This window comes from Nocardioides jishulii (genome assembly GCF_006007965.1).
GTDB lineage: Bacteria > Actinomycetota > Actinomycetes > Propionibacteriales > Nocardioidaceae > Nocardioides > Nocardioides jishulii.
The window spans coordinates 2,666,748-2,684,793 of record NZ_CP040748.1; the positions used below are offsets into that span (position 1 = coordinate 2,666,748).

General features: G+C 65.3%; 11 protein-coding genes and 3 rRNA genes. 7 read left to right on the top strand and 7 right to left on the bottom strand.

Annotated elements, in window-relative coordinates:
* Window positions 1-347 precede the first annotated feature (347 nt).
* From rrf to FCL41_RS12675, 4 genes are all read right to left on the bottom strand, one after another.
* A 5S ribosomal RNA gene (gene rrf / locus FCL41_RS12660) occupies window positions 348-464 on the bottom strand.
* A gap of 171 nt (window positions 465-635) precedes the next feature.
* Window positions 636-3,744: ribosomal RNA gene (locus FCL41_RS12665) — 23S ribosomal RNA — on the bottom strand.
* 501 nt (window positions 3,745-4,245) lie between these two features.
* Window positions 4,246-5,760, bottom strand: a 16S ribosomal RNA gene (locus tag FCL41_RS12670).
* Together the 16S, 23S and 5S rRNA genes form the textbook arrangement of a ribosomal RNA operon.
* A 533-nt stretch (window positions 5,761-6,293) precedes the next feature.
* Window positions 6,294-7,886, bottom strand: coding sequence for a substrate-binding domain-containing protein (locus FCL41_RS12675; protein WP_137065282.1), 1,593 nt, complete (start codon window positions 7,884-7,886; stop codon window positions 6,294-6,296).
* Between the two features lie 103 nt (window positions 7,887-7,989).
* On the opposite strand from FCL41_RS12675, the gene FCL41_RS12680 reads away from it, so the two are divergent.
* Together FCL41_RS12680 and FCL41_RS12685 are read left to right on the top strand one after the other, a co-directional pair.
* On the top strand, window positions 7,990-8,604 hold the full coding sequence (locus FCL41_RS12680; RefSeq protein WP_137065281.1) for an ATP-binding protein: 615 nt from the start codon (window positions 7,990-7,992) through the stop codon (window positions 8,602-8,604).
* A 5-nt stretch (window positions 8,605-8,609) separates the two neighbouring features.
* Window positions 8,610-9,179, top strand: coding sequence for a hypothetical protein (locus tag FCL41_RS12685; RefSeq protein WP_137065280.1), 570 nt, complete (start codon window positions 8,610-8,612; stop codon window positions 9,177-9,179).
* On the opposite strand, the gene FCL41_RS12690 is transcribed toward FCL41_RS12685, so the two are convergent.
* Entirely contained in the window at window positions 9,166-10,245 is a 1,080-nt protein-coding gene (locus FCL41_RS12690) for an adenosine deaminase (RefSeq protein WP_239021636.1), read from the bottom strand. The two genes, FCL41_RS12685 and FCL41_RS12690, sit on opposite strands and share 14 nt — an antisense overlap.
* Before the next feature lie 19 nt (window positions 10,246-10,264).
* On the opposite strand from FCL41_RS12690, the gene FCL41_RS12695 reads away from it, so the two are divergent.
* Window positions 10,265-10,717, top strand: coding sequence for a MaoC family dehydratase (locus FCL41_RS12695; RefSeq protein ID WP_170970201.1), 453 nt, complete (start codon window positions 10,265-10,267; stop codon window positions 10,715-10,717).
* Here FCL41_RS12695 and FCL41_RS12700 read toward each other — a convergent pair.
* The gene (locus FCL41_RS12700; protein ID WP_137065278.1) at window positions 10,710-11,996 is read right to left on the bottom strand and encodes a thymidine phosphorylase; all 1,287 of its coding nucleotides are present in this window, start codon (window positions 11,994-11,996) and stop codon (window positions 10,710-10,712) included. The genes FCL41_RS12695 and FCL41_RS12700 overlap by 8 nt on opposite strands.
* 65 nt (window positions 11,997-12,061) lie before the next feature.
* The gene (locus FCL41_RS12705; protein WP_137065412.1) at window positions 12,062-12,454 is read right to left on the bottom strand and encodes a cytidine deaminase; all 393 of its coding nucleotides are present in this window, start codon (window positions 12,452-12,454) and stop codon (window positions 12,062-12,064) included.
* 250 nt (window positions 12,455-12,704) lie between these two features.
* Here FCL41_RS12705 and FCL41_RS12710 point away from each other — a divergent pair, with 250 nt between their 5' ends.
* The 4 genes from FCL41_RS12710 to FCL41_RS12725 all read left to right on the top strand — a co-directional run bounded on the left by FCL41_RS12710 (window position 12,705) and on the right by FCL41_RS12725 (window position 18,045).
* Window positions 12,705-13,793 (top strand): BMP family lipoprotein, encoded by a 1,089-nt coding sequence (locus tag FCL41_RS12710; protein WP_137065277.1) that lies wholly within the window; start codon window positions 12,705-12,707, stop codon window positions 13,791-13,793.
* A gap of 120 nt (window positions 13,794-13,913) precedes the next feature.
* A complete protein-coding gene (locus FCL41_RS12715) occupies window positions 13,914-15,428 on the top strand; it encodes an ABC transporter ATP-binding protein (RefSeq protein ID WP_137065276.1) in 1,515 nt (504 codons plus the stop codon).
* Window positions 15,425-16,771 carry an ABC transporter permease gene (locus FCL41_RS12720; RefSeq protein WP_137065275.1) on the top strand — a complete coding sequence of 449 codons (1,347 nt, stop codon included), beginning with the start codon at window positions 15,425-15,427 and terminating at the stop codon, window positions 16,769-16,771. Before FCL41_RS12715 ends, FCL41_RS12720 begins: the two co-directional genes overlap by 4 nt.
* Window positions 16,768-18,045, top strand: coding sequence for an ABC transporter permease (locus FCL41_RS12725; RefSeq protein ID WP_239021637.1), 1,278 nt, complete (start codon window positions 16,768-16,770; stop codon window positions 18,043-18,045). Before FCL41_RS12720 ends, FCL41_RS12725 begins: the two co-directional genes overlap by 4 nt.
* Window position 18,046: the final 1 nt, after the last annotated feature.

Below are 18,046 nucleotides of genomic sequence, written 5' to 3' on the forward strand. Positions count from 1 at the left end.
GACCGCGAGTGCCACCACCGACATGAGCGTCGCCATCCGCCTCACCCTCATGGCAGCTGACCGTAGGGCGCCAGGGCCATCGCAGACGCGGCGTCCCACCGATGCTCTTTCCACGCCGTCACCATAGACCGCCATTCCGCGCGCGTCCTGCGCTCAGCAACCGTCGGGATCGCCAGCATGGTCACCCACTGAACCGGAAATGACGAGAGCCCCACCGGACAACCGGTGGGGCTCTCGTCATCAACACTGCGACTGATCCACACTGGGGACTCACGTCTCCGACGTCGCGAGGAAATGCAGAAGAGGGAGCACTCTCACGTGGGGTGCTCCCTCTTCTGTCAAAGAATGTCCGGCGGCGTCCTACTCTCCCACGACCTCTCGGTCGCAGTACCATCGGCGCTGAAAGGCTTAACTTCCGGGTTCGGGATGGGACCGGGTGTTTCCCTTTCGCTATGGCCGCCGTAACTCTTGCGATACACCCACCCCGATCAAACGGGGCCTGTGGTGTACCAAGCCATATGTGTATCCAGTTGTGGAACTTGTCCAGGCCAACACGGGTGTGTTGTCTGGGAACTGGTTAGTGGACGCGTGCGGTCTTCGCAACATGTGTTGCGTTGAGTGGTTTTGTACGGTGTTGGGACAAGCCCTCGGCCTATTAGTACCGGTCGGCTAGGCATTACTGCTGTACACCTCCGGCCTATCAACCCAGTGTTCTGCTGGGGGCCTTAACCACTCAAGGTGGTGGGAAACCTCATCTTGAAACATGCTTCCCGCTTAGATGCATTCAGCGGTTATCACTTCCGAACGTAGCCAACCAGCCGTGCCCCTGGCGGGACAACTGGCACACCAGAGGTTCGTCCACCCCGGTCCTCTCGTACTAGGGGCAGCCTTTCTCAAGTTTCCAACGCGCGCGGCGGATAGGGACCGAACTGTCTCACGACGTTCTAAACCCAGCTCGCGTGCCGCTTTAATGGGCGAACAGCCCAACCCTTGGGACCTACTCCAGCCCCAGGATGCGACGAGCCGACATCGAGGTGCCAAACCATCCCGTCGATATGGACTCTTGGGGAAGATCAGCCTGTTATCCCCGGGGTACCTTTTATCCGTTGAGCGACGCCGCTTCCACATGCCGACGCCGGATCACTAGTTCCGACTTTCGTCCCTGCTCGACATGTCTGTCTCACAGTCAAGCTCCCTTGTGCACTTACACTCGCCACCTGATTGCCAACCAGGCTGAGGGAACCTTTGAGCGCCTCCGTTACATTTTAGGAGGCAACCGCCCCAGTTAAACTACCCATCAGGCACTGTCCCTGATCCGGATTACGGACCTAGGTTAGACATCTAGTACGACCAGAGTGGTATTTCAACGTTGACTCCACAAACACTGGCGTGAATGCTTCACAGTCTCCCACCTATCCTACACAAGCCGAACCAAACACCAATACCAAACTATAGTAAAGGTCCCGGGGTCTTTCCGTCCTGCCGCGCGTAACGAGCATCTTTACTCGTAGTGCAATTTCGCCGAGTCCATGGTTGAGACAGCGCCCAAGTCGTTACTCCATTCGTGCAGGTCGGAACTTACCCGACAAGGAATTTCGCTACCTTAGGATGGTTATAGTTACCACCGCCGTTTACTGGGGCTTAAGTTCTCAGCTTCGACTTGCGTCTAACCGGTCCCCTTAACCTTCCAGCACCGGGCAGGAGTCAGTCCGTATACATCGTCTTACAACTTCGCACGGACCTGTGTTTTTAGTAAACAGTCGCTTGGGCCTGGTCTCTGCGGCCATCACCGCTGCCACTCGAAAAGAGTTTGACGGATCCGGCCCCCCTTCTCCCGAAGTTACGGGGGCATTTTGCCGAGTTCCTTAACCATGGTTCACTCGATCGCCTTAGTATTCTCTACCTGATCACCTGAGTCGGTTTGGGGTACGGGCGGCTCATAGCTCGCTAGAGGTTTTTCTCGACAGCATAGGATCATCCACTTCACCACTAATGGCTCCCCATCAGGTCTCAGACATACAGACGGCGGATTTGCCTACCGTCAGTCCTACACCCTTAGCCGTGGTCTACCATCGCCACGGTTGGACTACCTTCCTGCGTCACCCCATCGCTTGACTACTACTGGATCGGTTCCCGCGCTCCACACACACGTCCTCACCCCGAAGGGATCAGATCACGGCGCTTCGGACGGTTAGCATCACCAGCCTCGTCATGGGCGCTACTTCGCCGGTACGGGAATATCAACCCGTTGTCCATCGACTACGCCTGTCGGCCTCGCCTTAGGTCCCGACTTACCCAGGGCAGATTAGCTTGACCCTGGAACCCTTGATCATTCGGCGGAAATGTTTCTCGCATTTCATTCGCTACTCATGCCTGCATTCTCACTCGTGTGGCCTCCACGGCTAGATCACTCTGCCGCTTCACTGCCCACACGACGCTCCCCTACCCATCCACACACCTGGACCACGAAGGCCTAGCTTAATATGTGAATGCCATAGCTTCGGCGGATGACTTGAGCCCCGCTACATTGTCGGCGCGGAATCACTTGACCAGTGAGCTATTACGCACTCTTTCAAGGGTGGCTGCTTCCAAGCCAACCTCCTGGTTGTCAATGCGACTCCACATCCTTTTCCACTTAGTCACCGCTTAGGGGCCTTAGCTGATGGTCTGGGCTGTTTCCCTCTCGACTACGGAGCTTATCCCCCGCAGTCTCACTGCCACGCTCTCACTTACCGGCATTCGGAGTTTGGCTAACGTCAGTAACCTTGTAGGGCCCATCGGCTATCCAGTGCTCTACCTCCGGCAAGAAACACGTGACGCTGCACCTAAATGCATTTCGGGGAGAACCAGCTATCACGAAGTTTGATTGGCCTTTCACCCCTATCCACAGGTCATCCCCTCAGTTTTCAACCTAAGTGGGTTCGGTCCTCCACGCGGTCTTACCCGCGCTTCAACCTGCCCATGGATAGATCACTTCGCTTCGGGTCTAGAGCGTGCAACTGAATCGCCCTATTCGGACTCGCTTTCGCTACGGCTTCCCCACACGGGTTAACCTCGCTACACACCGCTAACTCGCAGGCTCATTCTTCAAAAGGCACGCCGTCACAAGAACAAGTTCTCGCTCCGACGGATTGTAGGCACACGGTTTCAGGTACTATTTCACTCCCCGTCAGGGGTACTTTTCACCTTTCCCTCACGGTACTTGTCCGCTATCGGTCACCAAGGAGTATTTAGGCTTAACGGGTGGTCCCGCCAGATTCACACGGAATTTCAGGGGTTCCGTGTTACTTGGGGTGACGCTCCAGAGACACACACTTACACGTACGGGGCTATCACCCTCTACGGCCAGGCTTTCCAACCTGCTTCGGCTTCGCGTGTGTTTTCTTACTCTGTACCACGCCGGCAGACGTGATCGAGCGGCCCCACAACCCCATGACTGCAACCCCTGCCGGGTATCACACAGCCATGGTTTGGCCTCTTCCGATTTCGCTCGCCACTACTCTCGGAATCACTGTTGTTTTCTCTTCCTGTGGGTACTGAGATGTTTCACTTCCCCACGTTCCCTCCACTCACCCTATGTGTTCAGGTGAGGGTAACTGGACATGACTCCAGCTGGGTTTCCCCATTCGGACACCCCCGGATCACAGCTCGGTTGCCAACTCCCCGGGGCTTATCGCAGGCTCCTACGTCCTTCATCGGCTCTTGGTGCCAAGGCATCCACCGTGTGCCCTTAGTAGCTTGTCTCAACAACGTCAGAACAACTCAACGCGTCAACACATACATTTACTGCTACAAAGACCAACCACCACACCACAATCAGGTGCGATGGCTCATTTGCTTATTGCACATCCATGCTCCACCACCAGCCACACCCAACCCCTCCAACGAGGAACCAGGCGAACCAATCGTGAGCATGGGATGCTCGCGTCCACTATCCAGATCTCAAACAACAACCCCACCAACCCCATCCACCAGGCAACAACCCGGCATCAGGCGAAGGAGGCCAGAAGAACCAACCACCACACCCTCAGGTGCGATCGTTCGATCCTTCAGGACCCAACAGCGTGTCACGACCCTCCCCCTACCCACCAACTGCTCACTTTCCACACACACCCCCCGAAGGAGACATGCCGTACTGAGAACAACTGGTCGACCAGGTTCAAGCCATTCATCGACGATTCCACTAGTGAGACACCACCATGCGCACCCATACATTCGATGGGCGTCGGGGTGTGTGCTCCTTAGAAAGGAGGTGATCCAGCCGCACCTTCCGGTACGGCTACCTTGTTACGACTTCGTCCCAATCGCCAGCCCCACCTTCGACGGCTCCCTCCACAAGGGTTGGGCCACCGGCTTCGGGTGTTGCCGACTTTCGTGACGTGACGGGCGGTGTGTACAAGGCCCGGGAACGTATTCACCGCAGCGTTGCTGATCTGCGATTACTAGCGACTCCGACTTCATGGGGTCGAGTTGCAGACCCCAATCCGAACTGAGACCGGCTTTTTGGGATTCGCTCCCCCTCACGGGATCGCAGCCCTTTGTACCGGCCATTGTAGCATGCGTGAAGCCCTGGACATAAGGGGCATGATGACTTGACGTCATCCCCACCTTCCTCCGAGTTGACCCCGGCAGTCTCCTATGAGTCCCCACCATTACGTGCTGGCAACATAGGACGAGGGTTGCGCTCGTTGCGGGACTTAACCCAACATCTCACGACACGAGCTGACGACAGCCATGCACCACCTGTACACCGACTAAAAGGGGCTCTATCTCTAGAGCTTTCCGGCGTATGTCAAACCCAGGTAAGGTTCTTCGCGTTGCATCGAATTAATCCGCATGCTCCGCCGCTTGTGCGGGCCCCCGTCAATTCCTTTGAGTTTTAGCCTTGCGGCCGTACTCCCCAGGCGGGGCGCTTAATGCGTTAGCTGCGGCACGGAACCCATGGAATAGGCCCCACACCTAGCGCCCAACGTTTACGGTGTGGACTACCAGGGTATCTAATCCTGTTCGCTCCCCACACTTTCGCTCCTCAGCGTCAGGTAATGCCCAGAGAACCGCCTTCGCCACCGGTGTTCCTCCTGATATCTGCGCATTTCACCGCTACACCAGGAATTCCGTTCTCCCCTGCATACCTCTAGTCTGCCCGTATCGGAAGCAAGCTCAGAGTTAAGCCCTGAGTTTTCACTCCCGACGCGACAAACCGCCTACGAGCCCTTTACGCCCAATAATTCCGGACAACGCTCGCACCCTACGTATTACCGCGGCTGCTGGCACGTAGTTGGCCGGTGCTTCTTCTGTAGGTACCGTCACTTGCGCTTCGTCCCTACTGAAAGAGGTTTACAACCCGAAGGCAGTCATCCCTCACGCGGCGTTGCTGGATCAGGCTTTCGCCCATTGTCCAATATTCCCCACTGCTGCCTCCCGTAGGAGTCTGGGCCGTGTCTCAGTCCCAGTGTGGCCGGTCACCCTCTCAGGCCGGCTACCCGTCGAAGCCTTGGTGAGCCATTACCTCACCAACAAGCTGATAGGCCGCGAGCACATCCTCCACCGCCGGAACTTTCCACCCCCAACCATGCGGAAGGGAGTCATATCCGGTATTAGCCACCGTTTCCGGTAGTTATCCCGAAGTGAAGGGCAGATTACTCACGTGTTACTCACCCGTTCGCCGCTCGTGTACCCCGAAGGGCCTTACCGCTCGACTTGCATGTGTTAAGCACGCCGCCAGCGTTCGTCCTGAGCCAGGATCAAACTCTCCATTGAAAAACAAACCCCACCAGCAGAACTGGTGAGAAAAAGAGAGCCACATCCATGACAGAACAAACCCCGACAATTTACGTTGTCAGAATTCATTGTCAAAGAAACCATCAACACACTCCCGAAGAAGTAGTGCCGACGGGGCATTCAAACTAATTCGTCGACTATGACACACTGTTGAGTTCTCAAGGATCAAACGCACCCAGCTTCCACCCCCGAAACCTCGGGACCTTCTTGCTGAGACAACCCGACCAAACTTACTTGGTCTGACCGACTCCGTCAAACTGACCGGACCCGCTCGTTCGGCCACCACACCAGGCTCCCTCAGATCCGGACCTTCTGGCCCGGGAGGGCGTCCCTTGCGGCGACAAGAAGAACATTAGCCCAGCCCCGACCACCACGCAAAACCGGGGGGTACCCCCCACACAAAACCGCAGGTCAGAGGCGGTTGACCCCCTGAGTTGCCCCGAGTGCCGGTCCCTGAAACGCACGAGGGCCCCGGACGACGAGCGTCGTACGGGGCCCTGCGAAGGAGTGCGTCAGCGGGCGGAGATGGACTTCGACAGCGCGGTCAGGATGTCCTCGGGGGTGTTCGTCTGGAACCAGCTGCCGCCGGTCGTCTTGGCGATCGCCTCCAGGGCCGCCATGTCGGCGTCGTCGGAGATGCCCAGGGCCACGACCCGGACCGGCTTGTCCGGGTCCTTGAGGGAGTCGAGCTCAGCGAGGAGCTTCGTCAGCGAGATCGATCCGGGGTCGTCGTTGGCGCCGTCGGAGAAGATGACGAGGGCGTTGTAGTAGCCCCGGTCGTAGTTCTTCACGGCTTGCTTGTAGGCAGCCAGGGTCGTGTCGTACAGACCCGTCCCCCCCTGGGTGAGGTCCTTGAGGGTCGTGACCTGCTTGCGCAGGAAGGCCTCGTGCTTCATCCCCTTGGTGGTGTCCTGGAGTCGACGCATCGGAGCGAGCTCACGCCAGTCCTGCCCCGGGCCACCCTGCTCGATGGAGAAGGCCCACAGGCCCAGGCGGGTGGTGTCCGGCAGGACGTCCAGAGCCGTGAGGGCCGCGTTGCCGGCCAGGTCCATGCGAGTGCCGCCGGCGGCCGGGAAGTCCATCGAGCCGGAGGCGTCGAAGACGACCAGCATGGACGAAGGCACGCTCAGCATCCCGAACTGGCCGAGCACCTGGTTGAACTGCACGGCCGGAACCTCGGCAAGGACCTTGTCCTGCTCCAGGCCGCGACCGACCAGCGGCGAGCCGTCGCTGGGGCGCAGACCGGCGTCAGCCAGGGCGATGCGGCCGTCCTGGGACGCGAACCAGTCACGCAGGGCGGTCGCCACCAGGTCGGTGTCAGGCGCTCCACCGTTGGCCTTGACCAACGGGAAGGTCAGGGCCGGTGCGCCCGTGCCGGGCGTGAGGTCGACGAGGGTCTTGTTGCCCTCCCCCTTGGTGATCATCTCCTGCTCGGTCACCGGGACCAGCTTGGAGTAGGAGCCTCCCACCTCGTCGAGGACCGGCTTCTCCACATTGCCCTCGACGGCGCGGCCGCCGTAGGCCTGCGCCACCGTGGTGACCACGGCCTGGGCCCGTTCGCCGGCGACACCGCCCTCCATGACCGGTGCGATGAGCGCCATCGCGCTGGCGCTGTCGACCTGGGGGTCGCCCAGCATGACCGCACCGGACTCGAGCGCCTCGACCCACGAGGGGTGCTGCGTACCGGCCTTGGTGCCGACCAGGCCGATCGGGCTCACCGCCAGTGACGGGGTGAGGGTGGTCGTGTTGACGCCGATGGAGGCCAGGCCGTCGACGCGGGCAGGCGTGTCAGCCACCCAGAGGTCGGGACGGCCGCCGTTGAAGAACGAGTCCTCGACAGCCGCGGGCGACTCGGCCCGGATCTCGGCCGGGAAGCAGGCGTCGCCCTTCTTCAGGTCCTCGAGCGCCTTCTCCATGGCCAGCTCCATGGCGGGCACGACGCTGATGACCACCGGGCGGTCGACGTCGCAGTCGTCCGCGCTGGTGGCGCCGTCGGGCCCGAAGGCGAGCCATCCGACGCCCGCCACCGCAGCCACCAGTGCCACCACGAGGGCAACTGAGGTGAGGCCGCGCCTGTTTGCTTCTGAGTGGCGTCCAGTGCTCATGCCACATCCCCCTAAAAATGTTTCCGCCAAGTTTCGGCGAGGATACGTCCCAGCAGGGCCACTGGCCGGTCCTTTGCTGAAACCCGTGAGGCACAATATCCGCGTGTCCGCGCGCGTGATAGTCCTTGCCGGTCCGTCCGGCTCCGGCAAGTCCCGTCTGGCGGCGCGGCTCGGTCTTCCGGTGCTGCGGCTGGACGACTACTACAAGGCCCAGGACGCCCCCGACCTGCCGCTCCTGACCAAGGGCGCCAACGCGGGGATGGTCGACTGGGACGACCCCCGGACGTGGCGTCTCGATGACGCCGTCGCCGGTATCGCCGAGCTCTGCACCGTGGGCCGCACCGACGTCCCCGTCTACTCCATCCCCGAGAGCCGGCCCGTCGGTAGGCAGCACCTCGACATCGGCGAGCACCCCTACTTCGTGGCCGAGGGCATCTTTGCGGCCGAGGTGGTCGAGCAGTGTGAGCGACGAGGGCTGCTGGCCCGGGCGTACTGCGTGCGCCAGCACCCGTTGGTCACCTTCTGGCGCCGCCTCACCCGCGACCTGCAGGAGCACCGCAAGCCCCCGTTGGTGCTGGTCCGCCGAGGACTCGCCCTGCTGCGCGACCAGCGTCGCGTCGTCGAGGACGCCACGTCGAAGGGCTGCCTGCCCATCCACCCCGACGAGGCGTACCGGGAGATCCGTGACCTCGTGGAGGCAGGGGTCCAGGAGCGGTGACACGGGTGCGGTGGTCCACGGCGTTGGAGACCGCTCCCCTGCGCCAGCCCGACCAGCGTTCCTGCGGAGCCTCGGTGGCGGTGGCCGCCGCAGCGCTGCACCACGACGGTCGTCCCCCGGTGGCCGGTCCCGAGCTCGACCGCCAGGTGCTGCTCACCCATCGCCGACTCACCGCCCGCACCGATCTCCTCGGCGAGGCGCAGTGGCCATGGCCGCGCTTCTGGGGCACTCCCCCATGGGCGCTGGCCCGCCACCTCACGGCCACCTCGGGCGTGCGCCACCGGGTGCAGGTCGTGCGCCGGAGCCCGGCACGCGGCGTGGAACCCGTGCGCGCCGCCTTGGCGGCCGGGCTCCCCGCGGCGCTCTACCTGGGCAGTGCGACCATGCCGCGCCACGTCGTCCTGGCCCTCCCGCCGCAGGTCGGCGACTCCACGCCGGACCGGTGGGCGGTCTACGACCCGGCCCCGGGCCGCGTACGACACCTGGGTGTCGACCGCTGGACCAGCGGCACCGTCGACGAGTGCGCGTGGCCGGTGCCCTGGGCCGTGGTGGCCCCCGAGGTCACGACCCGCTGATGAGCTCCTCGTACGCAGGCTTGATGACCTCGTCGATGATCGCGAGACGCTCGTCGAAGGGCAGGAACGCCGACTTCATCGCGTTGATCGTGAACCAGCGCAGGTCTTCCCAGCCGTAGTCGAAAGCCTCCACCAGCGCCACCATCTCGTCGGTCATCGACGTGCTGCTCATCAGCCGGTTGTCGGTGTTGACGGTGACCCGGAAGCGCAGCTGGGTCAGCAGCCCGATCGGGTGCGTCGCCATCGACTCCGCCGCACCCGTCTGGATGTTGGAGGAGGGACACATCTCCAGCGGGATGCGCTGGTCGCGCACGTACGCGGCCAGGCGCCCCAGGGTGACCTGGCCGTCGTCGGCGACGGTGATGTCGTCGATGATGCGGACGCCGTGACCCAGGCGGTCGGCACCGCACCACTGGATGGCCTGCCAGATGGACGGCAGGCCGAACGCCTCACCGGCATGGATGGTGAAGTGGCTGTTCTCGCGCTGGAGGTACTCGAAGGCGTCGAGGTGGCGGGTGGGCGGGTAACCCGCCTCGGCGCCCGCGATGTCGAAGCCCGCGACCCCGCGGTCGCGCCAGGAGATCGCCAGCTCGGCGATCTCCATGGAGCGCGCGGCGTGGCGCATGGCGGTGAGCAGCTGCCGTACGACGATGCGGCCCCCGGCAGCGGCGACCGCGGCGTCGAAGCCCTCCTGCACGGCGGCGACGACCTCGTCGAGGGTCAGCCCGGACTCCACGTGCTGCTCGGGGGCGTAGCGGACCTCGGCGTAGACGACGCCGTCGGCGACCAGGTCCTCCACGAACTCCCGGGCCACCCGGACCAGCGCGTCATGGGTCTGCATCACCGCGACGGTGTGGTCGAAGGTCTCCAGGTAGCGCTCGAGGCTCCCGGAGTCCGCGGCCTCGGCGAACCAGCGTCCCAGCGACTCGGCATCGTCCGCCGGGAGCTGGTGGCCGATCTCGCGGGCCAGCTCGACGATCGTCGCGGGGCGCAGACCTCCGTCGAGGTGGTCGTGCAGGACCACCTTGGGCGCGCGGCGTACTTCTTCCAGCGTGGGTCTGGTCACAGTCCCTATCCTTCCATCCATGCGACGGTTCATGAGTGTTGACGAGCTCCGTGCGGCCATCGGCGAGGACCTCGGTCCTGGCGACTGGCTCCTGGTCGATCAGGAGCGGGTCGACCTCTTCGCCAGGGCGACGGGGGACGAGCAGTGGATCCACCTCGACGTGGAACGAGCGAGGTCGGGGCCGTTCGGCGCGACGATCGCCCACGGCTACCTGACCCTGTCGCTCCTGCCGGTCCTGGGCGCCTCGGTCTTCTCCCTCGACACCCCCGGCGCCAAGCTCAACTACGGCGTCAACAAGGTCCGTTTCCCGCAGCCGTTGCTGGTCGGGAAGCGGGTCCGCGCCCGCGCCAGCGTGGTCGACGTCGCCGAGCTCGGCAGCGGGGTGCAGGTCATCCTGCGTACGACCGTGGAGATCGAGGGCGAGGCCAAGCCGGCCTGCGTCGCCGAGAGCGTCGTGCTGCTGCTCAGCTGATCCGGTCGTGGACCAGCGGCGTGGCGACGAAGTCGGCGGCGGCGCCGATCTCCCAGCCGCCTTCCAACGACGCCAGGGCGCGGTCGAAGCGCTCCGGGGTGTCGGTCAGCAGGGTGAACAAGGGCTGACCGGCGGTGACTTCGTCACCCGGCCGGGCGTGCCACACGACACCGGCTCCCGCCTGGACGGCCTCGCCCTGCTTGGCGCGGCCGGCGCCCAGGCGCCAGGCGGCCATGCCGACGGCCATCGCGTCGAGGCGCGTCAGGGTGCCCGAGGTCGGGGCGGTGACGACGTGTGACTCCTTCGCCACCGGCAGGGGTGCGTCGGGGTCACCGTCCTGGGCACGGACCATGCGGCGCCAGACGTCCATCGCCGAGCCGTCGGCCAGCTTGTCGGCCGGATCGACGTCAGTGACACCGGCGCCGGCGAGCATCTCGCGGGCCAGGGCCAACGTCAGCTCCACCACGTCGGCGGGACCGCCACCGGCCAGTACGTCGACGGACTCGGCCACCTCGATCGCGTTGCCGGCGGTCAGCCCGAGCGGCGTGGACATGTCGGTGAGCAGGGCGACGGTGCGGACCCCGGCGTCCTTGCCGAGCTCGACCATCGTCGTGGCCAGCTCGCGAGCCCGGTCGAGGTCCTTCATGAAGGCGCCCGTGCCGACCTTCACGTCGAGGACGAGCGCCCCGGTGCCCTCGGCGATCTTCTTGCTCATGATGGAGGAGGCGATGAGCGGGATCGCCTCGACGGTGCCGGTGACGTCGCGCAGGGCGTAGAGCTTCTTGTCGGCCGGGGCGAGCCCGTCGCCCGCTGCACAGATCACCGCGCCGAGCTCCTCGAGCTGGTCGAGGATCTCGCGGTTGGAGAGCGTGGCGCGCCATCCCGGGATCGACTCGAGCTTGTCGAGCGTGCCGCCGGTGTGGCCCAGGCCGCGACCGGACAGCTGCGGGACGGCCACGCCGCAGGCCGCGACGAGCGGCGCCAGGGGCAGCGTGATCTTGTCGCCGACGCCGCCGGTGGAGTGCTTGTCGGCGGTCGGGCGCGAGAGGGTGGAGAAGTCCATGCGCTCGCCCGAGGCGATCATCGCCGCGGTCCAGCGGGCGATCTCGCGGCGGTCCATTCCGTTGAGGAGGATCGCCATCGCCAGGGCGGACATCTGCTCGTGGGCGACGTCGCCGCGGGTGTAGGCGTCGATCACCCAGTCGATCTGGGAGTCGGAGAGCTGGTGCCCGTCTCGCTTGGCGGTGATGACCTCGACTGCGTCGTGCGGCTGACTCATGGGCGCCAGCGTACGTTCCTGCTGCCCCACCGTGGCGAATCGAGAGGCCCTGCGGCGGCGCGCCGTCAGCGCGCCAGATCCTCCGGCCCGAAGGCGTCCGGCAGCACCTCGGTCATCGGGCGTACGCCCGCCACCGTCCACACCAGCAGGTCCTTGCCGCCGGCTTCCCACAGCAGCTGGCGGCACCGGCCGCACGGCATGATCACCTCTCCGCCGCCGTTCACGCAGACGAAGTGCGTCAGCCGCCCTCCCCCGGTGGCGTGCAGCTGGGAGACCAGGCCGCACTCGGCACACAGGGTCACCCCGTAGCCGGCGTTCTCGACGTTGCAGCCGACCACCACGCGGCCGTCGTCGACCAGGGCAGCGGCACCGACCGGGTAGCCGGAGTAGGGGGCGTACGCGCGCTTCGCCACGTCCCTGGCGGCCTCACGCAGGGCGGGCCACGGGCCCTCGTGCAGGTCTCCCACGGCGACTCCTCATCTCGTCTTCTTCGGTGTGGCGAAAACCACCGGCCCCAGCATGCGGCAAGGTCAACCACGCCTCAACACCGCGATTTGTCCACCCCTTGTCCACTCCTTGGGACCGACCGCGGGGGGTTCCGACTCGGTAACTATCACGCGCCCGCGCATTACCGCCACGTGAGGGCGCGTATCCTCCACTGCGATGACACGTGTCCCCGTTGACGGGGCCAACCCCTGGAGGAAGTAAGTGAAGATCAAGCGATCAGCCGCATTCGGTGGCCTCGTTGCGCTCAGCGCGTCCCTGCTCGTCGCGTGCGGCGACGCCCCGGACGACGACGCCAACAACGAGGCCAACTCGGACTACCTCCCGTGCATGGTCTCCGACTTCGGCGGCTTCAACGACAAGTCCTTCAACGAGATCAGCCACGACGGCCTGCTGGACGGCGCCAAGAAGCTCGGCGGCGAGTACAAGGACGTCGAGTCCAACACCGCTGACGACTACGCGCCCAACATCCAGGGTCTGGTCGACGAGGGCTGCGACATGGTCATCGGCGTCGGCTTCGAGCTCTCCGCCCCCGTCGTCGCGGCCGCCAAGGCCAACTCGGACCTCGACTTCGTCCTCATCGACGACGCGGCCGACGCCGACTTCGACGGCAAGACCGACGTGGACAACGTCAAGCCCCTCCTCTACAACACCGCTGAGGCCGCCTTCCTGGCCGGCTACGCGGCGGCCGACTACACCAAGACCGGCAAGGTCGGCACCTACGGTGGTCGTGGCTTCCCGACCGTGACCGTCTTCATGGACGGCTTCGCCCAGGGCGTGGAGTACTACAACAAGGAGAAGGGCAAGGACGTCAAGGTCGTCGGCTGGGACCGCAAGAAGCAGGACGGCTCCTTCACCGACGGCTTCGAGGCCGGCACCAAGGCGACCAACACCGCCCGCCAGATCCTCGAGCAGGACGTCGACGTGATCCTTCCGGTCGGCGGACCGATCTACGAGGGCGCCGTCACCGCCATCAACGAGGGCGACTACGACGCCGTGATCATCGGCACCGACTCCGACCTGTACAACAAGGACAAGAAGGCCGCCCCGCTGGTCTTCACCTCCATCCTGAAGGGCATGGACCTCTCCACCTCGCAGGCCATCGTGGCCGCCGGTGAGGGCGAGTTCGACGCGACGCCGTACATCGGAACGCTGGAGAACGAGGGCGTCGGCATCGCTGACTTCCACGACTACAGCGACAAGATCTCCGACACCCTGCAGAAGGAGCTGGACGACCTGGAGGCCGCGATCATCGCCGGCGACATCAAGGTCGAGTCCTACCTCAACCAGTGACACCGCGGCGACGACGTCCGCGTCGTCGCCTCCGTGCCGTGCCGGTGGGTCCTGCGACCCACCGGCACGGTGACCGGCCGCCTCGGGCGGCACTTCCCGCGTCCCTGAGGAACCTGTTCCATGCACTTGGCACTGCGCAACGTGACGAAGCGCTTCGGCTCGCTCGTGGCCAACGACCGGATCTCCTTCACCGTCGAACCCGGTGAGATCCACTGCCTGCTCGGCGAGAACGGAGCCGGCAAGTCCACGTTGATGAACGTGCTGTACGGCCTGTACGCCGCCGACGAGGGCGAGATCCTCATCGACGACGAGGTCCAGAACTTCTCCGGTCCCGGCGACGCGATCGCCGCCGGCATCGGCATGGTGCACCAGCACTTCATGCTCGTGCCCACCTTCACCGTCGCCGAGAACGTCGTCCTCGGCAACGAGTCCACCGGTTTCGCCGGCTCCCTCGACCTCGAGCAGGCACGCCAGCGCGTCCGCGAGATCTCCGCACGCTTCGGCTTCCACGTCGACCCTGACTCCGTCGTCGAGGACCTGCCGGTCGGCGTGCAGCAGCGCGTCGAGATCATCAAGGTGCTCTCCCGTGACGCGAAGGTGCTCGTCTTCGACGAGCCCACCGCGGTGCTGACCCCGCAGGAGACCGACGAGCTGATGGCGATCATGCGCCAGCTGCGCGACGAGGGCACCGGCATCGTCTTCATCACCCACAAGCTCCGGGAGGTCCGCGCCGTCGCGGACCGGATCACCGTCATCCGCCGCGGCAAGGTGGTCGGCGAGGCCTCCCCCAGGGCCGAGAGCGCCGAGCTGGCCGCACTGATGGTCGGTCGTCCCGTCGAGCTCACCGTGCACAAGGACGCTCCCCGACTGGGCGAGGACGCCCTCGTGGTGAGTGACCTCGTCGTCTCCGACGAGAGCGGCCTGGTGCACGTCGACAACGTCAGCTTCACCATCCGCGGCGGGGAGGTCCTCTGCGTCGCCGGTGTCCAGGGCAACGGCCAGACCGAGCTCGCCGAGGCCATCCTGGGCCTGCAGAAGCGGGTCTCGGGATCCATTCGCCTCGACGGCCAGGAGCTCGTCGGTCGCACCGTGCGCAAGACGCTCGAGGCCGGGGTCGGCTTCATCCCCGAGGACCGTCAGACCGACGGGTTGGTCGGTGAGTTCAGCATCGCCGAGAACCTCATGCTCGACCGCAGCCACGGGCTGCCCTTCGTGCGTCGCGGCACCGTCCAGCGCGCCACCCTGCGCGACTTCGCCGAGAAGAAGCTGCGCGAGTACGACGTACGCGCCCCCGGCATCGCCTCCCACGCCGCCACGCTGAGCGGTGGCAACCAGCAGAAGGTGGTCGTCGCCCGCGAGCTCTCCCGGGACCTCCGCGTGCTCGTGGCCGCACAGCCGACCCGCGGCGTCGACGTGGGGTCCATCGAGTTCATCCACCAGCAGATCGTGGCGGCGCGTGACACCGGGATCCCGGTGATGGTCATCTCCGCCGAGCTCGACGAGGTGGTCGCACTCGCCGACCGGATCATGGTCCTCTACCGCGGCCAGGTGGTCGGCATCGTCCCGGCCGACACCCCCCGTGACGTCCTCGGCCTGATGATGGCCGGCGAACGACCTGCAGGAGTTGAAGCATGACCAGCGACGAGCGCCCTCCCTCCGGTTCGGAGTCCGAGCCGGTAGTGGCCCCCGACGTGAGCTACGGAGAGCCGACCGGGCCCAGCACGGCGGAGAACCCGTCGGGCGCCCCGGCGGAGCTCACCCCCGGCCGTTGGCGAGGGGTGGCCCGCGACGTCACCCAGGGCAACGGTCTCGTGGCCGTCCTGTCCGTCCTGGTGGCCCTGTTCATCGGCTCGTTGCTGATCATCGCCAGCGACCCCGACGTGCACGAGACCTTCGGCTACCTCGCCGCCCGTCCCGGTGACTTCTTCGTCGCCTCCTGGGAGTCGGTGCGTGACGCCTACTCCGCGCTCTTCCGCGGTGCGGTCTGGAACTCGCGGGCCCCCGAGTTCGAGGGGCAGATCCGCCCGCTGACCGCCACGCTGAAGTTCGCGGCTCCCCTGATCCTCGGTGGGCTCGGGGTCGGCCTCGCCTTCCGCACCGGCCTCTTCAACATCGGTGGTCGCGGCCAGATGCTGCTCGGTGGTGCGGCGGCAGGCTGGGTCGTCCTCGCCTGGACTCCCCCGCAGTGGTCTCTCCCGTCGTTCCTCTTCTGGGTGCCTGCGTGGCTGGACCCCACCGAGTGGATCCACCCGGGCGCCGGCGTCCTGGCGGCGATCGTCGTCGGTGGCCTCTGGGGCGCCCTGGCCGGACTTCTCAAGGCCCGGACCGGTGCCCATGAGGTGATCGTGACGATCATGCTCAACTACGTGGCGCTCTACCTGGTCGCCTACGCCCTCAGCAAGCAGGAGCTCCTCCAGGCGCCGGGGGGCGGGCAGCCGAAGTCCTCACCCATGCCTGAGTCCGCGCTGCTGCCCCAGATGCTGGGCGACAAGCACACGCTCCACTCAGGATTCGTGATTGCGCTCCTGGCCGTCGTCGCCGTCTGGTGGCTGCTCAACCGCTCCGCGATCGGCTACCGCTTCCGGGCGGTCGGGGAGAACCCCAGCGCCGCCCAGACCGCCGGCATCAGCGTGGCCCGCGTCTACGTGGGGGTCATGTTCATCTCCGGCGCCCTGCTCGGGCTCGCAGGCGTCAACCAGGTCCTCGGCACCACCACCACCGGTGTCACCGAGGGGTTGGACGCCGGCATCGGCTTCGACGCCATCACCGTCGCGCTCCTGGGCCGCTCGAGCCCGGTGGGCATCCTCTTCGCCGGACTCCTCTTCGGCGGTCTGCGGGCAGGCAGCTTCACCATGCAGACCTCGGAGGGCATCCCCACCGACATCATCCTGGTGATCCAGTCCCTCATCGTCCTCTTCATCGCCGCTCCTCCCCTGGTGCGCGCCCTCTTCCGCCTGCCCTCCAAGGAGGCCAAGTGAGCACCGCGACCGCCCCCACCGCGGACGACACCCCCAAGGTCATCGACGTCGTCAGTCCGAAGACGCTCGTCGTCTTCGCCCTGGCAGTCGTGGCCCTGACCGCCATGCAGCTCTTCGGCACCCAGGAGGGCAGCTCGACCTTCCGGTTCGCCACCTCCACCGACTTCTTCGCGATCCCGAACCTCACCGTGCCGACCACGGCGACGGTCTGGGTCCTGGTCGCGGTCCTCGCGGTGATCACCGCTGAGTCCCTCCGTCGGCTCCTGGCGCACCGGCGTACGCCGGGATGGCTGATCGCCGTCTTCGCCGTGGTGGCCATGACTGCCTTCCTCACGTGGTCAGGCGCCGGTGCCACCCTCCCGGTCGTGGGGCTCTTCTCCGGCACCATCCTGCTGGCGGTGCCGCTGGTCTTCGGCGCCATGGGCGGCGTCCTCGGCGAGCGCGTCGGCGTGGTCAACATCGCGATCGAGGGCCAGCTGCTGGCCGGCGCCTTCACCGCCGCGGTGGTGGCCTCGATGTTCGGGTCCGCGTGGGCGGGCGTCCTCGGCGCCATGGTCGCCGGCGCCCTGGTCGGTCTGGTCCTGGCCGTCTTCGCGATCACCTACTGGGTGGAGCAGGTGATCGTCGGTGTCGTGCTCAACGTCCTGGTCATCGGCTTCACCAACTTCATGTTCGGCCAGGTCCTCACCGAGAACGCCGACACCCTCAACTCCCCGGAGCGCCTCACCCCGTGGGCCGTGCCGCTGCTGAGCGACATCCCCCTGGTGGGCCCTGTCCTCTTCAAGCAGTCGCCGCTCGTCTACCTGCTGTACGTGGTGGTGGCGGTCCTCGCGTGGTCGCTCTACAAGACCAAGTGGGGTCTGCGGGTCCGCGCCGTGGGTGAGCACCCGAAGGCTGCCGACACGGTCGGCATCAAGGTCATCGCCACCCGCTACCGCACCGTGATCCTGGCCGGCGCCATCGCCGGGGTCGGCGGCGCGTTCTACTCGCTCGTCGCTGTCCAGGGCTTCAACCGCGAGATGACCGGTGGAGCCGGCTACATCGCGCTGGCCGCCGTCATCTTCGGCAAGTGGGACCCCATCAAGGCGACCTTGGCTGCGCTGCTGTTCGGCTTCGCCAGCAACCTGCAGGGCACCCTGAGCGTCATCGGCGCGCCGGTGCCGAGCGAGTTCATGCTGATGCTGCCCTACCTCGTCACCCTCCTGGCCGTGGCGGGCTTCGTCGGCAAGTCCCGTGCGCCAGCAGCCACGGGCATCCCCTACCGCAAGTCCTGAC

Bases quoted from the DNA above. Each gene is read 5' to 3' on its own strand.
- FCL41_RS12700 (WP_137065278.1), bottom strand. From the start codon at position 11,996: ATGAGTCAGCCGCACGACGCAGTCGAGGTCATCACCGCCAAGCGAGAC.
- FCL41_RS12720 (WP_137065275.1), top strand. From the start codon at position 15,425: ATGACCAGCGACGAGCGCCCTCCCTCCGGTTCGGAGTCCGAGCCGGTA.
- FCL41_RS12675 (WP_137065282.1), bottom strand. From the start codon at position 7,886: ATGAGCACTGGACGCCACTCAGAAGCAAACAGGCGCGGCCTCACCTCA.
- FCL41_RS12695 (WP_170970201.1), top strand. From the start codon at position 10,265: ATGCGACGGTTCATGAGTGTTGACGAGCTCCGTGCGGCCATCGGCGAG.
- FCL41_RS12715 (WP_137065276.1), top strand. From the start codon at position 13,914: ATGCACTTGGCACTGCGCAACGTGACGAAGCGCTTCGGCTCGCTCGTG.